Annotated in this window: 20 protein-coding genes; 15 read left to right on the top strand and 5 right to left on the bottom strand. The window is 44.7% G+C overall.

Annotated features, from left to right (window positions below):
* Nucleotides 1-191: 191 nt before the first annotated feature.
* Nucleotides 192-1376 (bottom strand): flagellar assembly protein T N-terminal domain-containing protein, encoded by a 1185-nt coding sequence (locus ACTRWF_RS04215; protein ID WP_015066426.1) that lies wholly within the window; start codon nt 1374-1376, stop codon nt 192-194.
* Nucleotides 1377-1674: 298 nt separating this feature from the next.
* Here ACTRWF_RS04215 and ACTRWF_RS04220 point away from each other — a divergent pair, with 298 nt between their 5' ends.
* Nucleotides 1675-2160: an LPP20 family lipoprotein gene (locus ACTRWF_RS04220; protein WP_020744886.1), complete on the top strand. Its 486-nt coding sequence runs from the start codon at nt 1675-1677 to the stop codon at nt 2158-2160.
* Nucleotides 2161-2206: 46 nt separating this feature from the next.
* Here the strand turns inward: ACTRWF_RS04220 and flgN are convergent, their stop codons facing one another.
* The 3 genes from flgN to flgA all read right to left on the bottom strand — a co-directional run bounded on the left by flgN (nt 2207) and on the right by flgA (nt 3817).
* The gene (flgN, locus tag ACTRWF_RS04225; protein ID WP_015066428.1) at nt 2207-2638 is read right to left on the bottom strand and encodes a flagellar export chaperone FlgN; all 432 of its coding nucleotides are present in this window, start codon (nt 2636-2638) and stop codon (nt 2207-2209) included.
* Nucleotides 2639-2668: 30 nt separating this feature from the next.
* Nucleotides 2669-2998: a flagellar biosynthesis anti-sigma factor FlgM gene (gene flgM / locus ACTRWF_RS04230; RefSeq protein WP_015066429.1), complete on the bottom strand. Its 330-nt coding sequence runs from the start codon at nt 2996-2998 to the stop codon at nt 2669-2671.
* A 102-nt stretch (nt 2999-3100) separates the two neighbouring features.
* Entirely contained in the window at nt 3101-3817 is a 717-nt protein-coding gene (gene flgA / locus ACTRWF_RS04235) for a flagellar basal body P-ring formation chaperone FlgA (protein ID WP_015066430.1), read from the bottom strand.
* A gap of 271 nt (nt 3818-4088) precedes the next feature.
* On the opposite strand from flgA, the gene ACTRWF_RS04240 reads away from it, so the two are divergent.
* The 13 genes from ACTRWF_RS04240 (at nt 4089) to flgL (ending at nt 16940) form a co-directional block, all read left to right on the top strand.
* The gene (locus tag ACTRWF_RS04240) at nt 4089-5018 is read left to right on the top strand and encodes a chemotaxis protein CheV (RefSeq protein ID WP_015066431.1); all 930 of its coding nucleotides are present in this window, start codon (nt 4089-4091) and stop codon (nt 5016-5018) included.
* A gap of 15 nt (nt 5019-5033) precedes the next feature.
* On the top strand, nt 5034-5864 hold the full coding sequence (locus ACTRWF_RS04245; protein ID WP_012517625.1) for a CheR family methyltransferase: 831 nt from the start codon (nt 5034-5036) through the stop codon (nt 5862-5864).
* A 196-nt stretch (nt 5865-6060) separates the two neighbouring features.
* Nucleotides 6061-6495: a flagellar basal body rod protein FlgB gene (gene flgB / locus ACTRWF_RS04250; protein WP_015066432.1), complete on the top strand. Its 435-nt coding sequence runs from the start codon at nt 6061-6063 to the stop codon at nt 6493-6495.
* Between the two features lie 2 nt (nt 6496-6497).
* Nucleotides 6498-6920 (top strand): flagellar basal body rod protein FlgC, encoded by a 423-nt coding sequence (gene flgC, locus ACTRWF_RS04255; protein WP_015066433.1) that lies wholly within the window; start codon nt 6498-6500, stop codon nt 6918-6920.
* A 31-nt stretch (nt 6921-6951) separates the two neighbouring features.
* The gene (locus ACTRWF_RS04260; RefSeq protein ID WP_015066434.1) at nt 6952-7638 is read left to right on the top strand and encodes a flagellar hook assembly protein FlgD; all 687 of its coding nucleotides are present in this window, start codon (nt 6952-6954) and stop codon (nt 7636-7638) included.
* Nucleotides 7639-7652: 14 nt separating this feature from the next.
* Nucleotides 7653-9038, top strand: a complete 1386-nt coding sequence (gene flgE / locus ACTRWF_RS04265; RefSeq protein ID WP_015066435.1) for a flagellar hook protein FlgE — start codon at nt 7653-7655, stop codon at nt 9036-9038.
* 226 nt (nt 9039-9264) lie between these two features.
* A complete protein-coding gene (locus ACTRWF_RS04270) occupies nt 9265-10008 on the top strand; it encodes a flagellar basal body rod protein FlgF (protein ID WP_015066436.1) in 744 nt (247 codons plus the stop codon).
* 46 nt (nt 10009-10054) lie between these two features.
* Complete coding sequence (gene flgG / locus ACTRWF_RS04275) at nt 10055-10843, top strand: flagellar basal-body rod protein FlgG (RefSeq protein ID WP_015066437.1); 789 nt, start codon at nt 10055-10057, stop codon at nt 10841-10843.
* Nucleotides 10844-10854: 11 nt separating this feature from the next.
* Complete coding sequence (gene flgH, locus ACTRWF_RS04280) at nt 10855-11535, top strand: flagellar basal body L-ring protein FlgH (protein WP_041703065.1); 681 nt, start codon at nt 10855-10857, stop codon at nt 11533-11535.
* A 20-nt stretch (nt 11536-11555) separates the two neighbouring features.
* Nucleotides 11556-12668, top strand: coding sequence for a flagellar basal body P-ring protein FlgI (locus tag ACTRWF_RS04285; protein WP_015066439.1), 1113 nt, complete (start codon nt 11556-11558; stop codon nt 12666-12668).
* Nucleotides 12669-12701: 33 nt separating this feature from the next.
* Nucleotides 12702-13652 carry a flagellar assembly peptidoglycan hydrolase FlgJ gene (flgJ, locus tag ACTRWF_RS04290; protein WP_015066440.1) on the top strand — a complete coding sequence of 317 codons (951 nt, stop codon included), beginning with the start codon at nt 12702-12704 and terminating at the stop codon, nt 13650-13652.
* 14 nt (nt 13653-13666) lie between these two features.
* Nucleotides 13667-15709, top strand: a complete 2043-nt coding sequence (gene flgK / locus ACTRWF_RS04295; RefSeq protein WP_015066441.1) for a flagellar hook-associated protein FlgK — start codon at nt 13667-13669, stop codon at nt 15707-15709.
* 7 nt (nt 15710-15716) lie between these two features.
* Nucleotides 15717-16940: a flagellar hook-associated protein FlgL gene (flgL, locus tag ACTRWF_RS04300; protein ID WP_015066442.1), complete on the top strand. Its 1224-nt coding sequence runs from the start codon at nt 15717-15719 to the stop codon at nt 16938-16940.
* Here the strand turns inward: flgL and ACTRWF_RS04305 are convergent.
* The gene (locus ACTRWF_RS04305; RefSeq protein WP_015066443.1) at nt 16937-17923 is read right to left on the bottom strand and encodes a hypothetical protein; all 987 of its coding nucleotides are present in this window, start codon (nt 17921-17923) and stop codon (nt 16937-16939) included. The two genes, flgL and ACTRWF_RS04305, sit on opposite strands and share 4 nt — an antisense overlap.
* Before the next feature lie 236 nt (nt 17924-18159).
* Between ACTRWF_RS04305 and ACTRWF_RS04310 the strand changes: the two genes are divergently transcribed.
* The coding region (locus tag ACTRWF_RS04310) for a flagellin N-terminal helical domain-containing protein (RefSeq protein ID WP_462835152.1) at nt 18160-18624 on the top strand (465 nt) is incomplete at its 3' end.

Here is an 18624-nt window from a genome sequence, read left to right on the forward strand (position 1 = left end):
ACGAAAGCTAAGCAGTGCGACGCAAATAGGGAAAGGGTCATGGTTTTTGATTATTTTTAGACTAAAGTATAAATGAGGTTACTAGGACGAACATTAAACTTAAGTATTGATTGTTATACGTTGTTATAGATATAGCACGGCTATGCTGATAAACCAACCATGAATTTGCTAGGGGATTTATTTGTTAGAGGTTATTTTTTTACTACAAAATCGTTTTCTTGGATGTTCGCGATAACGCCTGTACCTGTGTTTACCACCGTTGATGAATTGCCAAAGGCACGGTCGACAATAAACGTGCCAGGGTAGACAGCATACTGAAGGTACGTCCTGCCAAGGTTATCTATTACTTCTTTAGCTTGATAAAGATATAGTTCATCTTTCTCAGAAATGCCATTATCTCTCCCTAAAGAAATTGAAATTTTGTTGTTCGCAACGCTAATTACCCTACCTGTTATAGGCTGGCAAGCAGTGGATTCTTTGATATCTTCTATTGCCTCGCTGATGCTTACGTCAATGGCTTGACCATAGCGGGACTGCCAAAAGGTTGACGAAAACTCATCAACATCTTCGAATCTGTCAAACGTCCATTCTTCTTGGTTTCTATACGACGAGGTATAAAGCAGACCCCCATTTATTCCATCATAAACCTCAAGTGACATTGAGAACGCGCGCTCTGGTGTACTATCACGCCACGGTGTAAACACAGACGGGGTATCTTTTGGGCCCATACTTAAATCGTCGATAACACCAATAATCACAAACTGAGTGTTACTTTGGGCCGATAGGGTGCGTATATTCTCTGCGGTAAACCGGCTGTCAAATTTTGCCGTATGAGGTGCAACATAAGTAATGCTAAGGTTGTTGGTTTGAGCTTTCATTGCCTCTACGAGTCGCTGAGTGAAAGCTTTGTCGAAATTAGGCATATTGCCATGGGTCAAATGGCCTCTATTTCTAATTCTAAAGTGTGTAGTGGCGAAGTGTTTCTCATCAAGCTGTGCATCGCACGTCTTACCTTTAGGAAAAATGTCGGCACGGACACGCACGGTAATCACCTCACCGTTAAAGGTTTCGTTAACTAGCTCAAGCTGATTAACTTCGCCGGTAGAGCGGATTGTCATTTCTTCGTTTTTAAGCAATCCATTGGTGAGTTTGGCAACACTGTGCACTGAAGCGCCGGCAAACAGCATTGCTTGTTTTAACGCTTCTTGCGTGGCCGTGCGTTTAGCTGCTTCTTTATTACCATCTAGCACAACTGCTTGCCCCGTGGCCTCATACCACGCGGCATGCGCTTGCCCAATAAAAAAAACTAATAGGCAAACTACCGCCACAGCAATATTAAAAAATTTCGCCAGAGTTGTTCTGCTTATGCGTTGCACCACACACTCCTATTGTTGCTCAGTCTATGCGCCAGATTAATACAACGAACTATGCGAAAAAAGTGCCAAGTGATGTGGGTTTTCTATAATAAGTTAAAATGGGCGCACATCTTGCTTTCTTTGGGCTATATCAGCGAGTAAATGCGTGCCTGATGTAGGCAGGCGAATCGGTGAATACCGAAAAATTAGGCGTTAGGTCAAACAGGCCATCGAGCGTTGTCATAGCGTATCTAATAGAAGCTAACAAATAGTTAAGCCGTCAGTAACCTGTTATTGATGCAAATTGAGGTTTAGATTCATGTGCTTGAATAAATTGAAAAAATCGAAAGTGCTTATTCAGTCTTCCATTCTCGGTTTCGCTCTCAGTATAAGTGGCTGTGGCATTATTGATAAACATGTCGAGTGGGAGACGGTTGAGCCAGAAAGTTATCCCGTTCTGAAGGCCATTGGCTATGCGCCGATTTCATCTCAGCGAGGTGAAAGTGATAGTATGAAATTGATAATGGCAATGAAAGCGTCAAAATTAGATGCATACAGAGAACTCACAGAACAAGTTTATGGACAAAAAATTGAAGGCAGCCAATCAGTTTCCCATCTTGTTGTAGAGTCGGAATCGTTGCGAGCCTCAGTTGAAGGCGTGATAAGAGGCGCTGAAGTCGTCAAAACTTATCCGGTAGGGGAGGACACCTACGTGACAGAACTCTCTTTAGATATGCAGCAAGTTTATGATATTTATTTGTCTACCGCGAAGCCAAGAAGAGTCAAAGACGTAAAATACTATTAGGAATGGGGCGATATAAAGGAGCGCAGGCTACCTTGGTATATAGGGCCTAAGCGCTGACGCCAGAACCTAAGGTTCCGCCTTTTGGCTTTCCCTTCTTATCATAAGTAAGCGACTCTTTCGCACGCACTTCCATCATCAAATTCCGCAGGTGTGTGAGGCGTAGCTGTCCTTGCTCCACGGCTTTTTGATTGACTTGTGTGCGGTACTTGCAATCGTCAAGTAGACGCTTTGCTTGCTCCATTAAATCTTCATCGTATTGGGACAATGAGGCAGAGCCGGCAAGAGTACGTTCAATATCACTATCAAGTGTCTGAATGGACGTAAGTAGCTGCGTTTTTTCGTCTAGTACTTTCATTAACGATTCAGCGTCACGAGAGCTTATAAGCTGAAGCTCCTTCTCAAGCAAGGCAACAAGTGTAGAGAGTTGCTCTACTTGCTTAGCTATTGCTTGGGATAATGGGCTGTTTTGTTCAGTCACTCTTACGCTCTACTATTCACTTGATTATTTTTATTTGGTACCGAAAATTTCACCTTCAAGTTTCGCTATTTTGTTAGCGAGCACTTCTGGATTCACTTTATATTCGCCACTTTGAATCGCTTTCTTTAAACGATCTACTTTGTCTTGATTAACAGGCGCTTCAGTTCCTTTTTTCTGCACTTGATTTAGCTGCTGTGCAGATTGAGTCAGCGACACTGAGTCTTGACGTGGCGCTGGAGCCGTCTGCGCGGTTTGTGCCGAAGCCTGTTGCTGAGACTGCTGCGTCTGGTTTTGTTGCGCAACCTTCCCATTATCAACGGGTGTTTTAGGTAACCCATTGTTTATATTATTAATAGCCATAATAAGTCCTCACTACTTTTTTGCCTCTGTAAAGTATATCGGCCTTTACGCTTATTTCTTTAGCCAAATTATGCACAAAAAAGTAGATATTTACTGCCTCAATTACAAGTGTATCACGACTTCTTCAGGGCTTGCGACTCTAGCGATTACTGCTTTTCTGCTGCTTGCGTTTAAAACCTTAATATTATCACCCACGACGCCGTCTTGTTGCGCAATACCGGCAGTCTTAACTTCCATGCCAGCTACCTCAGCAGTAATAGTAATTCTATCGCCTTTGCAGACAAAGCATAGCATATTCGATTGTATTGCTTGTCCGTTAGTTACTCGGCGCTTCATTCTAGCGCCAATAAGGGCTTCTAAATCGGTAAATGCGGTATGCCGCAATCGTCTAACGTCAACTTTTGCCAGTGTTAAATTAGAAGAAGTAAGAACCGTGCCAGGACTGACGGCTCCTTGGGTAACAACGATTTCTTTTGTGCGTGTAACTTGGCCGCTGGTAAACAAATACCATTCATTATTTTGACAGCTAACGCGCACCGATATATACGACTGACTTAGCGCTTCTTGCGAAGCATTATACTGAAAACCGGTGGGGCAATCTGGAATATTTATCCTATCGTCTATCTTCACAATAGCCACATCAATGCTAGTATCCTGCGCATTATCAGTAAGTTGAGAGAGCAAATATTGCTTTGCGCCTTCTTCTACGCGTACGTGATTAGTCATTGCCGCTAAGCAACTTATTGAAATCACACTAAGTACCACGCATAGAAGTAAGCGAGTAAGTGATTGGTGCATTGTAGCGTTATTTGGTTTCATAGTGACTTTTCGTGTTCAGTTTACGAGTTATTGACTATGCTTAGTAACACCAGTGTAAATCCGCATTGGATTTAATTGCAAAGCGTACAGTAAGGTCAATAGGCGCTAGTCTCAACGCAGGCTTATCAACGCTGTAATAATTGGCAATTACAAAAACAAAAATGATATTAAGTGTCATTTTTCTGTCGTTTGACCTGCAAAATTTTAGTGATATTGTCTATCTTTACTATGAGAGGCAATGATCATGCCCAGTATTATTTAGAGGTGACCTATGTCGGGGATTTTAGATTCAGTAAACCAGCGCACGCAGCTTGTTGGGCAGAATCGCTTGGAGCTGTTGCTGTTTAGACTGAACGGCCGCCAACGCTTTGGGATCAATGTTTTTAAAGTGCGGGAAGTGCTGCAATGTCCTCCGCTAACCGCTATGCCAAAACTCAATCCTCTGGTGCGGGGGGTGGCACATATTCGTGGGCAAACTATTTCAGTTATCGACTTAAGCATGGCAACGAGAGGCCGACGGATTGAGGACCTTTCTAATGCCTTTATCGTTATCGCAGAATACAATCGTTCGGTGCAGGGGTTCTTAGTGGGCGCTGTGGAACGTATTATAAATACCAACTGGGACGCAATTATGCCTCCTCCACAAGGTACGGGGCGAGCAAGTTACTTAACCGCGGTTACTGAAGTTGAAAATGAATTGATTGAGATCCTTGATGTAGAAAAAATTCTCAATGAAATTTCGCCGCTTAATGCAGAAGTAAGTACTGAGGTAGCTGAAGGCTTAACCACAGAGGGCCAAGAAAATAAGATTATCTTTATTGCAGATGATTCTTCAGTGGCTCGAAATCAGGTTAAAAAAGCATTAACGTCGCTTGGCCTTGAAATTGAGCTTGCGAAAAACGGCTTAGAGGCTTTGAAACGGTTGAAAGAAATCGCTGAAGAGTATGGCGATGTAACTAACCGTGTTGGGGTTTTAGTGTCTGATATTGAGATGCCGGAAATGGATGGTTATACGCTGACGGCGGAAATAAAAAATACGCCGGAATTGCAGAAGCTTCACGTCGTGCTCCACACTTCACTTAGTGGTGTATTTAACCAAGCAATGGTACAGAAAGTCGGCGCTGATGACTTTATCGCAAAATTTCATCCTGATGAGCTTGCGACCGCAGTACAAAAATGGCTAATGACAGAGTGCGAATAACGGAGCAATATAGGATTGGCTAATAAAGACGTTTCGCCAGCAAGTTACCTGAAGTTCAGAGAATTCTTAGAAAAGCAGTGCGGTATAGTACTAGGTGATAATAAACAATATCTAGTGCGCAGCCGCTTGGCTTCTTTGCTCTTCAAATATAAATACGAGTCGGCTGACGAACTGATTGATGTCGTTGTACGAGGTTTTGACAGATCTTTACTTCAAAGCGTTATAGATGCAATGACGACCAATGAGACCCTTTGGTTTCGCGACAACTATCCTTTTGACCTTCTTGTTAAAGACCTGCTTCCTAAGTTATCGGCAAAGAACCAAAAGATACGGATTTGGAGCGCAGCATGCTCTTCCGGTCAAGAGCCATACTCCATCGCTATGTCTGTACTTGAGTATCAGCGTCAGCGTCCCGGCGCTTTGCGTGCGGGGGTTGAAATTGTTGCCACTGACTTGTCCTCTGAAATGTTGCAAAAGTGCGAATCGGGCATCTATGACGAGCTGTCGTTGGCTCGGGGTTTATCGCCCCAACGACGACAAGCATTTTTTCAAAAAAATGAAAGCGGTTTGATGCAGATAAAGCCTGATGTTCGCCGAATGGTAAACTTCAGAAGCCTTAACCTTCTTTCAAGCTATGCCGCCCTTGGCCGCTTTGACATCGTTTTCTGCCGCAACGTGCTCATTTATTTTTCAGCAGACATCAAGCAGCGCATACTGCAACAAATTGCCGGACAACTGCAGTCTGAAGGCATACTTTTCCTTGGCGCTTCTGAGTCTATCAGCGCGGCAAGCGATACATATAATATGGTGAAGTGCCACCCTGGCCTCTACTACCAGAAAAAATGATCTCACTTATCGGTCTGATAAATAATAATTTTTTATCGATCAGGTCGACCACTATTTAAAAAACCTCCGTCAAAAACTCATTATGGCATCTGCCTTGCTAACTATTTTCATAGACGACATTTAACGGAAACCGTCACATCTTAATTCCGTCAAATTGTCACCATGAAATGTTTATAAGTATGTCAGAGGTCATGTTATGGCTATTAACCTAGATAAACTGGTTGGCTTTAACGAGTCGGCGCTCAAGATACGCACAGAGCGTATGGAAGTTATTTCAGGGAATCTAGCAAACGCAAATACGCCAGGCTACAAAGCGAGAGACATCGACTTTAATAAAGCGATGCAGTCGGCAATGCATGAGGCATCAAGCAGCTCATCAAGCCGGGCTTCTTCAGGTCTAGTGCGGACAAATGATCGCCACTTAAGCGGCAATCCTTCGTCACTAGCGGCAAACTTTGACATGCAGTACCGCATACCTACTCAGCCTGATACCGGAGACGGAAACACGGTAGAAGTACAAGCGGAAAGAAACCGATTTTTAGACAACGGATTGCGCTACCAAGCTAGTCTTGAGTTTTTGAATGGAAAAATTAAAGGCATGAAAAAAGCGCTTAGCTCAGGAGGCCAGTAGTCATGAGTTTATTTAACGTAATGCAAATATCGAGCACGGGGATGGAGGCAGAAAACGTACGCCTAAATACCACGGCCAGTAATATTGCCAACGCAAACTCGGTTAGCAGTAGCTATGACGAAACTTACCGAGCACGTCATCCCGTTTTCGCAACGGCACTACAAGACGCTATGCGCGACCAGTCAAAAGGCGCAGGTGTTCAAGTTAAAGGTATTGTTGAAAGTGATGCACCACTTCAAGTTGAGTACTCACCTAACAATCCTATGGCTGATGAAGATGGCTATATCTACAAGCCGAACGTGAACATTGTGGAAGAAATGGCAAATATGATGTCAGCATCAAAAGCGTATGAAACCAACGTTCAGGTAGCTGACACAACAAAGCGCATTTTCCGTCGCGTACTGCAGCTAGGTCAAGGGCAGTAATTTGTCTCTTGAGTAATGTGAGGATTAATAAGTGAACACTATTAATAACACCGGCTTAAATACTGATCTGTATTGGCAGGAAGAAACCGTCAAGATAGCTGATGGAACTGAACAGCAGCTAACGCAAGAAGACTTCTTCTCAATGCTAACAGAACAGCTTGCCAACCAGGATCCCACTGCGCCCGTGGACAATGACCAAATGGTCGCGCAAATGACCTCTTTTACTATGGCTGATGGTATCTCTCAGCTCAACGAAAAGTTCGAGTCATTTGCTGCTTCAATGACGTCAAATCAAGCGCTGCAGGCATCGAGCTTAATTGGTCAAAACGTACTTGTCCAAGGCAACGTTGGCTATATGGCAGCTGAAGGTGACGGCCTCTCCGGCGTTATTGTGAACGAAAAAACCGTTCAGAACATGACAATTTCCATCGAGAACCAGTTTGGCGAAGTGATCAAAACTATCGATGCAGGCACACAAAGTGCTGGCAACATTGAGTTTGAATGGGACGGCAAAGACCAGCACGGCAATCAAATGGCGCCAGGTGAATATGTCATCAGCGCTACGGGCGAGCTAAATGGTGAAGGTGTTCAATTAAACACAGCCGTTAATCGTCATGTTGGAAGTGTAAGCTTGGCAGGTAGTGGCCAAGGCGTAATTTTGAATTTGGATGGTGATGTCAGTATCAATCTTGATGACGTCATTCAAATCGGCAGTTAGCAGGAGAATCAATAATGTCTTTTAATATTGCACTGAGTGGCGTTTCAGCCGCACAAAAAGATTTGGATGTGACCGCCAACAACATCGCAAACGTAAATACAGTTGGCTTTAAAGAATCACGTGCTGAATTCGGTGACGTGTATGCCGCATCGCTTCTCTCAGGTGGTAAAACGAAAGTAGGTGACGGTGTACTAACCCAAGAAGTTGCACAGCAATTCTCACAAGGTAGCCTTCAGTTTACCAACACGTCGCTCGACTTGGCGATTACGGGTAACGGTTTCTTTGCGACAGTACCAGAAATTACGTCGCGTGACTTTTCATTCACTCGTGCTGGCCAGTTTAAGCTAGATAGCGACAATTTCGTTGTAAACAGCAACGGCGACAATCTATTAGGCTTCCCCGTAAACTCTGATGGCACCAGTGCATCCGTTGCCCTAAGTACAACGGAACCAGTACGTATACCAGACTCGTCAGGCTCACCTGCTCAAACTACAGAAGTTGATATTCGTATGAACTTACCTGCTGGTGATGCGGCGTTAGACCCCCAGGATTTCGATCCAGAAGATCCACTAACCTACAATGCAGCAACCTCGGTTACGGTTTACGACTCATTGGGTGATAGCCATGTAATGACGTATTACTTCATAAAAGATGCTACCCCTGGTGTGGACAATGAGTGGTACGTCGCTACTGCCGTGGACGATACGCTTGTGGACATGACGGACTCAGCTGGCAATGACACAGACCCAACTACCGCAGTTAACAGTGTTGGTGGCAACACTGGTAATGCAGTAACCGCATCTAAGCTGATTTTCTCGCAGGGTGGTGACTTTTCTGGTATGGAAACCCCTGATGGATTGCCAACATTAGACTTCAAAATGCAAACTGAAGCGCTAGGCGCAGGTATTCTTGCAAATGGCTCAGATCCTACGCAGCAAATCAGCATTGATTTTAATCTAGACGTGAATAATGCAACGCCTAACGAGCCAACGCAGTTTGCATCAGCGTTCGAAGTGACGTCACTTGAACAAGACGGTTTGCCGGTAGGCCGACTTACCGGTATTGATATTGGCCCTGACGGACTAGTACGAGCCACGTTCTCTAACGGTACTTCTGAACCCATTGTTCGCGTTGCACTTGTTCGTTTTTCAAATGAGCAAGGCTTAACTCAAGAAAGCAGCACGCAATGGAAAGAAAGTATTCTTTCTGGTGAAGCACTAGCGGGCGAAGCAACAACCGGTACCTTCGGTGAGATTAACTCTTCGGCCCTTGAACAAGCCAACGTTAACCTGACCACTGAGCTAATCGACATGATCATCGCTCAGCGTAACTTCCAGGCAAACTCTCGAGCGCTCGAGGTTAACAACTCACTGAACCAGACTATCCTTAATATTCGATAATTAAGGTCAAGGCTTCGGCTTTGTGGCAATAAAGCGGCAATTTTCAGGCGTTTAAATCCGCCTGAGAAGCCCACAAGATGTAAAGGTCGCACAAATGCGGCCTTTTTATTTTTCTATATATTTCAATCTAATACCTTTCGTAAATTTCAATTGTGTTAAATATCCACAGATTGGCACTGCCTTTGCTAAATCTTGTTTAAGGTTTAATCAGAGTCAAAAGTTAGTCATGGATAAACTTCTCTACATTGCAGCAAGTGGCGCATCCCAAGACCTATTAGGAACGGGCATTCGCGCTAATAACCTAGCTAATGCACAAACCACAGGTTTTAGAGCTCAGCTAGAGCAGGCAAGGTCAATGCCGGCGTACGGCGAAGGCTTGCCGACCCGCGTCTTTTCTATGACTGAGAGCCCTTCGAATAATTATGAGTCGGGCCCAATGATAAAAACTGACCGAGACTTAGACGTGGCGATTCAAGGCGATGGCTGGTTTGCTGTACAGGATGAAAACGGTCAGGAAGCGTATTCTAGAGACGGCAACTTTAAGCTAGGCGATGACGGAATTTTGACAGACATTCGCGATCGTGTGGTGCTAGGTGACAACGGGCCGATTTTTCTGCCGGTACCTTTAGATAACCTTAACATTGCCGCCGACGGCACCTTGTCCATGAGACAGTTAGGCGCCCCCGCAAATGTCATCGAGGAGGTAGGGCGTCTTAAGTTAGTTTCTCCAAACTACGCCGACATGGAACGCGGCAATGACGGCTTGTTTAGAATGGAAGATGGCTCAATAGCGCAAGCCAATGCCAACGTAAAAGTAATGTCTGGCATGCTTGAAGGCTCTAACGTTAATGCAGTGGAAGAGATGGTAGATATGATAAGCCTTCAGCGTCATTACGAGCTTCAAGTGAAAGTGATGAAACAAGCTGAAGAGCTTGATACACGTGGCAACATGTTGCTACGCATCCTGTAAACGAATTTTAAATATCGTTGCTTTATGAGCAACGTCGGAGGTCAACATGCATCCAGCATTGTGGATAAGTAAAACCGGGCTAGACGCCGCACAGACCGATGTGGCAGTGGTGTCTAACAACCTAGCAAATGCGTCAACCGTAGGCTTTAAAAAAGACCGCGCGGTGTTTGAAGATTTGCTTTATCAGAATATCAATCAGCCAGGCGGCCGCTCTTCAGCTGATACCGAACTTCCTTCTGGGCTTATGCTTGGTTCAGGTTCAAAAGTGGTGGCTACGCAAAAAGCCCACACGCAAGGTAACTTACTAACCACTGAAAACGCGTTGGATATGTCAATTCAAGGCCGTGGTTATTTTGAAATACTGCAGCCTGACGGCACTATCGCTTATTCACGTAATGGTCAGTTTTCACTTAACGACCAAGGGCAAATTGTTACCTCAGGAGCTGGCTTTTTACTACAGCCTGAAGTGGCCGTGCCTGAAGATGCGCAGCAAATCACTATCTCTCAAGATGGTGAAATTAGCGTAAGTATTCGAGGACAAGCAGAGCCTCAGGTGTTAGGGCAATTAAATATTTCTGATTTTGTGAACCCGACGGGTCTTCAGCCTACGGGACAGAACCTTTTCGTAGAGACAGCGTCAAGCGGTGCACCTATTCAGGGTATACCTGGACTTCAAGGGTTAGGTTATATCTCTCAAGGCACCCTTGAAACATCGAACGTAAACGTAACTGAAGAATTGGTTAATCTTATTGAAAGCCAGCGCTTGTATGAGATGAACTCAAAAGTTATCTCATCGGTTGACCAAATGCTTGGTCAGGTTATTCAGCAACTTTAATGGGTAGCATCATGCGTATTCTAGGTATATCTGCTGCACTACTTATACTTGGCGGCTGCGCCAGTACCAGCGAACCACCGGTTCAGGCCAACGACCCGTCGTTTGCCCCTGTGGTGCCAGATTACCCGCGTGAAACGGTCGTAGAAGATGGTTCTCTGTTTCGTTCAAATATGGCGAATAGCTTGTATTCAGATGTTACAGCCAGAAGAGTGGGAGACATCATTACCGTTACGTTAAGTGAGAATACCCAAGCGAGTAAGTCGGCGGATACATCTACTGCTAAAGACACGAACGTGAATCTTAATCCTATTACAGGGTTGGCAGGTCAAGCCATTAACATAGGCGGTGAGTCCATACAGTTAGGCGTAAGTTCGTCACGGGACTTCTCGGGAGATGCCGCAGCGAATCAAAGCAACAGCTTAATTGGCGCTATTTCCGTTACCGTAGTCGACGTTCTGCCTAACAGCAATCTTGTTATTCGTGGTGAGAAGTGGTTAACGCTAAATCAAGGTGACGAGTACATTCGGCTTACCGGTATTATTCGCCCCGCAGATATTAGCCCTGAAAACGAAATCGTTTCGACCAAGGTGGCCAATGCACGCATCCAATATTCAGGTACTGGCTCCTTTGCGCGTGCGCAAGAAAAGGGTTGGTTAACCAAGTTTTTTGATTCCACTTGGTGGCCTCTTTAGGTTTAGGAAGGAGAGTGAACATGCGTTTATTTTCAGTTGTATTTGCCGTTTTCACACTGCTTTTACCCTCGCAGGCATTTGCCCAGCGCATTAAAGATTTGGCGAGTATTCAAGGGGTGCGTAGTAACCAGTTAGTTGGTTATGGCTTAGTGGTTGGTTTACCTGGCACAGGTGAACAAAGCCCGTTTACTGAACAGAGTTTTAGAACGATGTTAAGTAACTTTGGTATCAGCCTAGACGCTAATACCAAGCCAAAAATTAAAAACGTAGCTGCGGTAGCAGTGCATGCGGAATTACCCGCATTCGCTAAACCAGGCCAAACTATTGATATTACCGTGTCGTCTGTAGGTGAAGCATCGAGCCTTCAAGGTGGAACCCTACTTCAGACATTTCTTCGCGGTGTTGATGGCAAAGTGTATGCGGTGGCGCAAGGTAGTTTAGTTGTTAGCGGTTTCGGCGCGCAAGGTGGCGACGGTTCACGTATTGTTGTTAATACGCCAACAGTAGGGCGTATCCCAAACGGTGCAATGGTAGAACAATCGGTACCTAGTGGTTTTGCCAACGGTGACACGTTAACACTTAACCTTCATTACCCCGATTTTTCTACCGCAAAAGCGCTGGCGGACACAATCAATGAACGCTTAGGCGCACAACCAGAAAATGGCTACATTATTGCTAAGCCCATTGATGCGGCATCGGTTCGCGTCACCGCCCCACGTGATGTAGGCCAGCGCGTAGGTTTCTTAGCAACCCTTGAAAACTTCGAATTTACACCAGCAGATGCACCAGCCCGCGTAGTGATAAACAGCCGCACGGGCACTATCGTCATCGGCAGCGACGTACGGTTACTGCCAGCGGCCATTACTCATGGTGGTTTAACGGTAACCATCTCAGAAAATCAGCAGGTGTCTCAACCTAACGCATTTGCCGACGGTCAAACCGCCGTCACTACACAATCTATTGTGGATGTGGATTTAGCGGATAGCCGTATGTTTAAGTTCGAACCAGGCGTAACGCTTGACCAGCTTGTTCGCGCCGTTAACGAAGTGGGCGCCGCACCGGGCGATTTAATGGCTATTTTAGAAGCATTACGTCAAGCAGGGGCTTTACGTGGTGAGCTCGTTATTATCTAACAGCGTTCAGCGAAGCATGGTGGAATAAATACGATGGAATCACTCAGCACAAAAAGCCAGCTTGATATGGCGCGCAATGTCCACGATATGGGCAGCATTAATAAAATGCGTGAAGCCATTGCGTCAGGCGATGAAACGGTATTGCAAGAAGCTGCTCAGCAGTTTGAGGCAATATTTGTGCAAATGATGTTGAAGTCTATGCGTAAAGCACAAGATGCCCTTGCCGATGAAAATAGTCCGTTCAATTCTCAACAAGTGAAGTTTTACCGTGACATGCACGACCAGCAGCTTGCTACAGATTTAACATCTGGCGGCGGCTTGGGCCTTGCGGATGTGATTGTAAAACAGCTGGGGCAAACGGAAGACAGCTATACACCCGCTAGTGTAATTAGAAGCGATGGCGACATCTCTTCCTTAAACAGAAATCGCATACAAAGTGTTGCTCAAGCACAAGATGTAGCGCTTTCTTCTAGCTCGATAAAGAGTCAGTCAGCGCAAAAAGATGCCATGTTTGAAAGCCCTGAACAATTCGTTGAAAGCCTAATGCCAATTGCAGAAAAAGTTGCAGAAAAGTACGGCATGGATCCGAAAGCCATTATTTCACAAGCTGCGGTGGAAACGGGTTGGGGAAAGTTTGTTATCCATAAAGCTGATGGAAGTAGTTCACACAATTTATTTGGTATAAAGGCCAACAAAGGGTGGGGTGGTGAGCAGGCCATCGTAGATACCCTTGAGTTTAATAACGGTTTACCACAAAAGCAAAAAGCGGCGTTTAGATCTTACTCTTCGGTAGAAGAGGCTATGGAAGACTACGGACGCTTTATTACCTCACAGCCACGCTATAGCCGTGCTGTGGAAAATGCTTCTGATGCTGCGCGTTACACAAATGCACTTCAAGAAGCAGGCTATGCTACCGACCCTGAATACGCGAGCAAGATTATGGCAGTGTATAACAGTGACCGTCTTAGCGCATTGAGGCCATAGGTGAGGAGAATACAGTGAGTTCTGTTGATTTATATTCTTTAGCGACAAGCGGCGTAAACGCAAGCAACAAGCTATTGCAAACAACGAGTAACAACATTGCCAACGTAAATACCCCTGGCTATGTTCGCGAGCGCACTGAGCTTCAAAACAGCCAAGTATTTGGTGTAGAAATTGGCAATACCGAGCGGGTAATCAACGTATTTGCACAGAACCAGTTACGTCGCGATATTACCGCAGTGGGTGAACTCGAAGCATTTTCTAATAAGACTACGGCCATTGATAATCTTTTAGCAAGCGAAGCAAACTCTATTTCAAAAGGGTTGAGTGAATATTTCTCAGCGCTTCAAACCGCTGCTGACGATCCGACTAACCTCGCATCACGTGAGCAAGTACTTAGTAAGTCTGAGTCCCTCTACAATCGTATGAGAACTTTGTCGGATTACATGCTTGAAAAAGAAGAAGAACTCAATTTGGAGTTCACTTCTATGGTGAACCGAGCTAATACCCTTATTGGAAATATTGGCGATTTAAACCGCAATATCGTTATTGCAAATGGCAATAATACCAGCGATCAGCCCAGTGCTCTGCTTAACGAAAGAGACCAAGCGATAGATGAACTCTCGTCTATTATGGGCATTACGGTTAAAGAAAGTACTACGCAAAACGGCGCCGTGACAATCAATCTTACTTCAGGAGAATCACTGGTACTTGAAAACGGCGCCTTCAATTTGTTTGAGCTAAGTTCCAGTGCTGATTTGACCACCAAGGAAATTAAGCTTGAAACTAATTTTGGTTCTCAGACAAAAAACGATGCATCAATACGCATTGTCGAAGATGATTTAGGCGGCGCATTAGGCGGTTTATTCAGGTATCGAAACGAAGTGCTTGGCCCCACTATGCGCGATGTGGGTCAGCTATCGGTCGCTTTTGCCGATGCCATGAATACGCAAAACAAGCTAGGCATGGACTTAGATGGCCAGATTGGCGGAAATATTTTCGATATTCCTTCTTTTAGAGGGTTGGCGTATGAAGATACTGACGGAGACTATGTTGTTACCGCACAGCTCACTGAAGGCAAGGGCGCTGAATTAACGGATGCGGATTATAAAATTGAAGTAACCGCAGTGTCTGCTGGTGTACCTAGCGAAATAGAAATTACATTTTTAAATCCTGATGGTACACCGAAAAAAGACGGTTCTGGCAATGATATCATTTTTTCAAACTTTGCCGTATCACCGGGCTTTAATGAACTACCCGGTGGCATTGAAATCGACTTTTCGGGCGGGGACCCGTATGCAGTTGGTAATGAATTTTTGATCCAGCCCACTAAGGACGTTGCGTCAAACATAAGCTTAGATACAAATCGCCCTGAAGATTTAGCCTTCGCCAATCCGGTAAGAGCCGGGGCCGATAGCACAAACTTAGGTAGCGCTAACGTTATAGACGTAACCGTTTCAAATACGGAAGTGGGAACCTCTGCTTTCGATGGAGCGGGTGATATTCTAAATTCAGCCCCTGCTCAAATTAGTTTTACTGCAGCCGATACCTATGAAGTGTTAGACGGTAGCGGGACGGTTTTAGCTACTGTTACTGGTACAACAGATTTAACGAACCTTATTGGTCAAGCGGGAATAAGCCCTGATCCAGGGTTTGATCTAAGCTTAGATGGTGTACCGAAAGCCGGTGATAGCTTTTCAATTAGCTATAATACAGATGGTTTCAACGATAACAGCAACGCGCTTAATTTAGCTGCTATTCAAAATGAAAACAAAGTGCAGGTAAGTAGTGAGGCCACGAACAAGCCACGCACGTTCCAAGATGCGTATGCGTCAATGGTTGGGCGCATTGGTGAAGATGCATCAATGGCCAGTGTTTCTCTTGCATCAGCTGAAGCGATGAAAGTTCAATCGCAAAATTGGTTTGAGTCTGTTTCAGGCGTAAGCTTAGACGAAGAAGCGGCTAACTTGATAAAATACCAGCAGAGCTATGCAGCTGCAGCACGTATATTGTCTACGGCTCAAGAATTGTTTAATACCATTTTGCAGTCGGCAAGGTAGGTTAATTATGCGTATAACAACGAATCAAATTTATGATCAAAACATGCGCTCGATTATGCAAAATCAGGGCGATTTGGCGAAAACCCAAGAACAGCTAGCTTCAGGTAAGCGCATAATCACACCCAGCGATGACCCTGTTGGTGCTGCAAAGGTACTACGCTTGACCGAAGAAATTGATGAGCTTACTCAGTTTCAACGCAATAATGATTTGGTAACCGGTTCGCTCGAGCAGCAAGAGGCTGTGTTGACTAATATTACCGACTCTATTAATCGGGCGCGCACGCTCGTTGTTCAATCAGGTAATGGAATATTATCTGATCCTGACAAACGGGCTCTTGGGGCAGAACTCGAACAGATTAAACTTGAAGTTTTTGATCTTATGAACACCCAAGATGCTGATGGTAATTACTTGTATGCGGGCTATCAATCAGGTAATCAGGCGTTTGAATATAACCCAGCCGCTGGCGGCAATGCTATTACCTTTGCGGGCGACCCAGGTGTTAGCTTTGTTCAACTCTCTAATAGCTCGAAAATTCAATCAACCAGTAATGGCTACGAAGTTTTTGAAAACGTGCTATCCCGCTTTAAATTTTCTGTAGACGGTAGCACTGGCGCTACGGTTAACACTGCAACAGTGAAGCAGCAGGGCACATTTGATACCTTTTTTGATAAAAATTATGACCCAGTCGTTGCCGCCAACAACAACTATCGCATCAATTTCCTTGCTTCGGGGCAGGCTGAGTTAGTAAACCAAGGTACTGGAACCGTGGTTGACTCGGTTGCTTATACATCTGGACAGCCTTTCACTATAAAAGGGATGGAGTTTGAAGCGGTGGCGGCCCCAGGTGATAGTATCGATTTGTCTTTTGATGCGCCGGAGAAAAAAAGCATGGCGCAATCGATTCACGAAATTCAAACTATATTGATGGGCTCTACTATCGACAACTCAGCGCTCCAAGAATCGATAGCTGATGCATTAGTAGGATTAGATAACGGACTTGAGAAGCTTTCTTTGGAAAGGGCTTCCATTGGCAGTCGATTGAACATAGCGGAAAGTACCTACGAAAGTAACTTGGATATGGAGATTGCAGCAAAAGCCCAACGCTCGTCTATTCAAGATGTAGATTACGCGGAAGCTTCAACTGAATTTGCCAAACAGGAAACGGCGCTGAGTGCGGCGTTAGCTACTTTTCCTAAAGTAGCTAACTTATCGCTATTCGATTTCGTTTAGCGGTCATAATTTATCAAATCACTAACGCCGCTTAAGCGCGCCATATAAACTCTGGCTTGATTGTCGACATGGCTGGAGTAGTAAGAGATATAAAGGTTGTCGCCTTCAATCACCAAGCCCGGATAACTTGTGTCTCCGCCGCTTGGCAGCGTTTTTAGTTCAGTGAATATTTTAGTTACGCTATCAAATAGCCATACCCTGGTTGTAAATTGATGTGAGCCCCAATCAACATGTCTTCCTGCAACGATATATAGGTTTTCACTTAACGCCACTGCGGCCGGACCGCCAATATAGGTACCTAAATCATGCCACTGCCATTTGGTATACGGCGGTCTCGATGTACCAAATTGCGCACTGAAAGTATCGGCATCTCGTCTTAAAAATACCGAGGCATTTCCGTAATCATCAAACAAGATTGTGCTTTCATTGGGGTAACCTTTACCTTGTTTGTCCAAACAAAAAGCCTCCTCCTTGTGAACGTGCATTGAACGTGTTGGGTCACCCTTATAGAGCGAAACTGAGTTCGCTTGTCGATTGTACGCAAAACCATAAGCTTCTGAGTTATAGAAAGTATTGTTCCACAACCACCAACCGGGCTTTCCGTGACTATTACCTGCTGACCAAGACAGGCCCGTGGTAGAGAAATAAGTCACCATTTTTGTGACTAATTTCCCACACTCGGGGAAAGATTTAGTATAGGTAGTAAGCAAGAGACGAGAGCCATCGTATGAGAACTTCGGATCTCGTAGGTCTGCATTATTCTCTCTAATGATTACTCTGTTGCGAACTTGAAACGAAGTTTTATCAAGAGTTAAAACAATAACCGCTCCGTCAGTACTGACATGGTCAGTAGCTTGTCGGTAGCAGCACATCAACGTTTTACAACTTTTGTCGAACGGATTTTCAATTAAATCAGTGAAAGCGCAATGGGTTGCATGCTTGGATATGCGTTTAAAATCTAACACTCTCAAATTTTTTTTCACATCAAATTTCTCTTAAGAATCGATCAGTTATGTCGTGTTTTATCGTCACTCTACGGCAATACCTTACCGCTTATCGGCAAATATCGTAATTTTTTCTAAAGGGATTTTAAATGATGTCGATAAACCTTCTGAGAGAGTCATGTCATCAATTACCCCTCAGGTTTTGGTGCAATACAAGAGAGATGCCGTTTTTATGGCAGCCAGCATCTGCTGGAGTGAGAGTTTAGGAGAGGCAAATGTCCTTATTTGTAAACACTAATGTGTCATCTTTAAATGCCCAGCGTCAGCTATTTGACGTAAGCAACTCATTGAGTACTTCGTTCGAGCGCCTGTCATCTGGTTTCCGGATTAATAGCGCCTCTGACGATGCCGCGGGTCTTCAAATTAGTGAACGGATGACGTCACAAGTTCAAGGTTTAGACCAAGCAGTGCGTAATGCAAATGATGCTATATCGTTAACGCAAACCGCTGAAGGAGCGTTAGATGAGACTACAACTGCTCTACAACGGATTCGTACATTAGCGGTTCAAGCGCAAAATGGTATTAATAGTGCTGAAGACAGATCTGCACTTTCGTCTGAGATAACGGCTTTGAAAACAGAAATATCTCGAATCGCATCAGAGACAGAGTTCGCAGGCTTAAGTATTCTGAAAGGCAACTTTTCCGCTGACTTTTTAGTAGGTGCTAACCAAGGCCAAACG

The sequence above is a fragment of the Alteromonas sp. G5_S2_22_S1 genome (assembly GCF_054968525.1).

Coding starts and splice junctions, on each gene's coding strand:
- ACTRWF_RS04270 (WP_015066436.1), top strand. CDS start 9,265: ATGGATAAACTTCTCTACATTGCAGCAAGTGGCGCATCCCAAGACCTA.
- ACTRWF_RS04220 (WP_020744886.1), top strand. CDS start 1,675: ATGTGCTTGAATAAATTGAAAAAATCGAAAGTGCTTATTCAGTCTTCC.
- flgH (WP_041703065.1), top strand. CDS start 10,855: ATGCGTATTCTAGGTATATCTGCTGCACTACTTATACTTGGCGGCTGC.
- flgL (WP_015066442.1), top strand. CDS start 15,717: ATGCGTATAACAACGAATCAAATTTATGATCAAAACATGCGCTCGATT.
- flgE (WP_015066435.1), top strand. CDS start 7,653: ATGTCTTTTAATATTGCACTGAGTGGCGTTTCAGCCGCACAAAAAGAT.
- flgB (WP_015066432.1), top strand. CDS start 6,061: ATGGCTATTAACCTAGATAAACTGGTTGGCTTTAACGAGTCGGCGCTC.
- ACTRWF_RS04240 (WP_015066431.1), top strand. CDS start 4,089: ATGTCGGGGATTTTAGATTCAGTAAACCAGCGCACGCAGCTTGTTGGG.
- flgC (WP_015066433.1), top strand. CDS start 6,498: ATGAGTTTATTTAACGTAATGCAAATATCGAGCACGGGGATGGAGGCA.
- ACTRWF_RS04285 (WP_015066439.1), top strand. CDS start 11,556: ATGCGTTTATTTTCAGTTGTATTTGCCGTTTTCACACTGCTTTTACCC.
- flgJ (WP_015066440.1), top strand. CDS start 12,702: ATGGAATCACTCAGCACAAAAAGCCAGCTTGATATGGCGCGCAATGTC.
- flgG (WP_015066437.1), top strand. CDS start 10,055: ATGCATCCAGCATTGTGGATAAGTAAAACCGGGCTAGACGCCGCACAG.
- flgM (WP_015066429.1), bottom strand. CDS start 2,998: ATGGCTATTAATAATATAAACAATGGGTTACCTAAAACACCCGTTGAT.
- flgA (WP_015066430.1), bottom strand. CDS start 3,817: ATGAAACCAAATAACGCTACAATGCACCAATCACTTACTCGCTTACTT.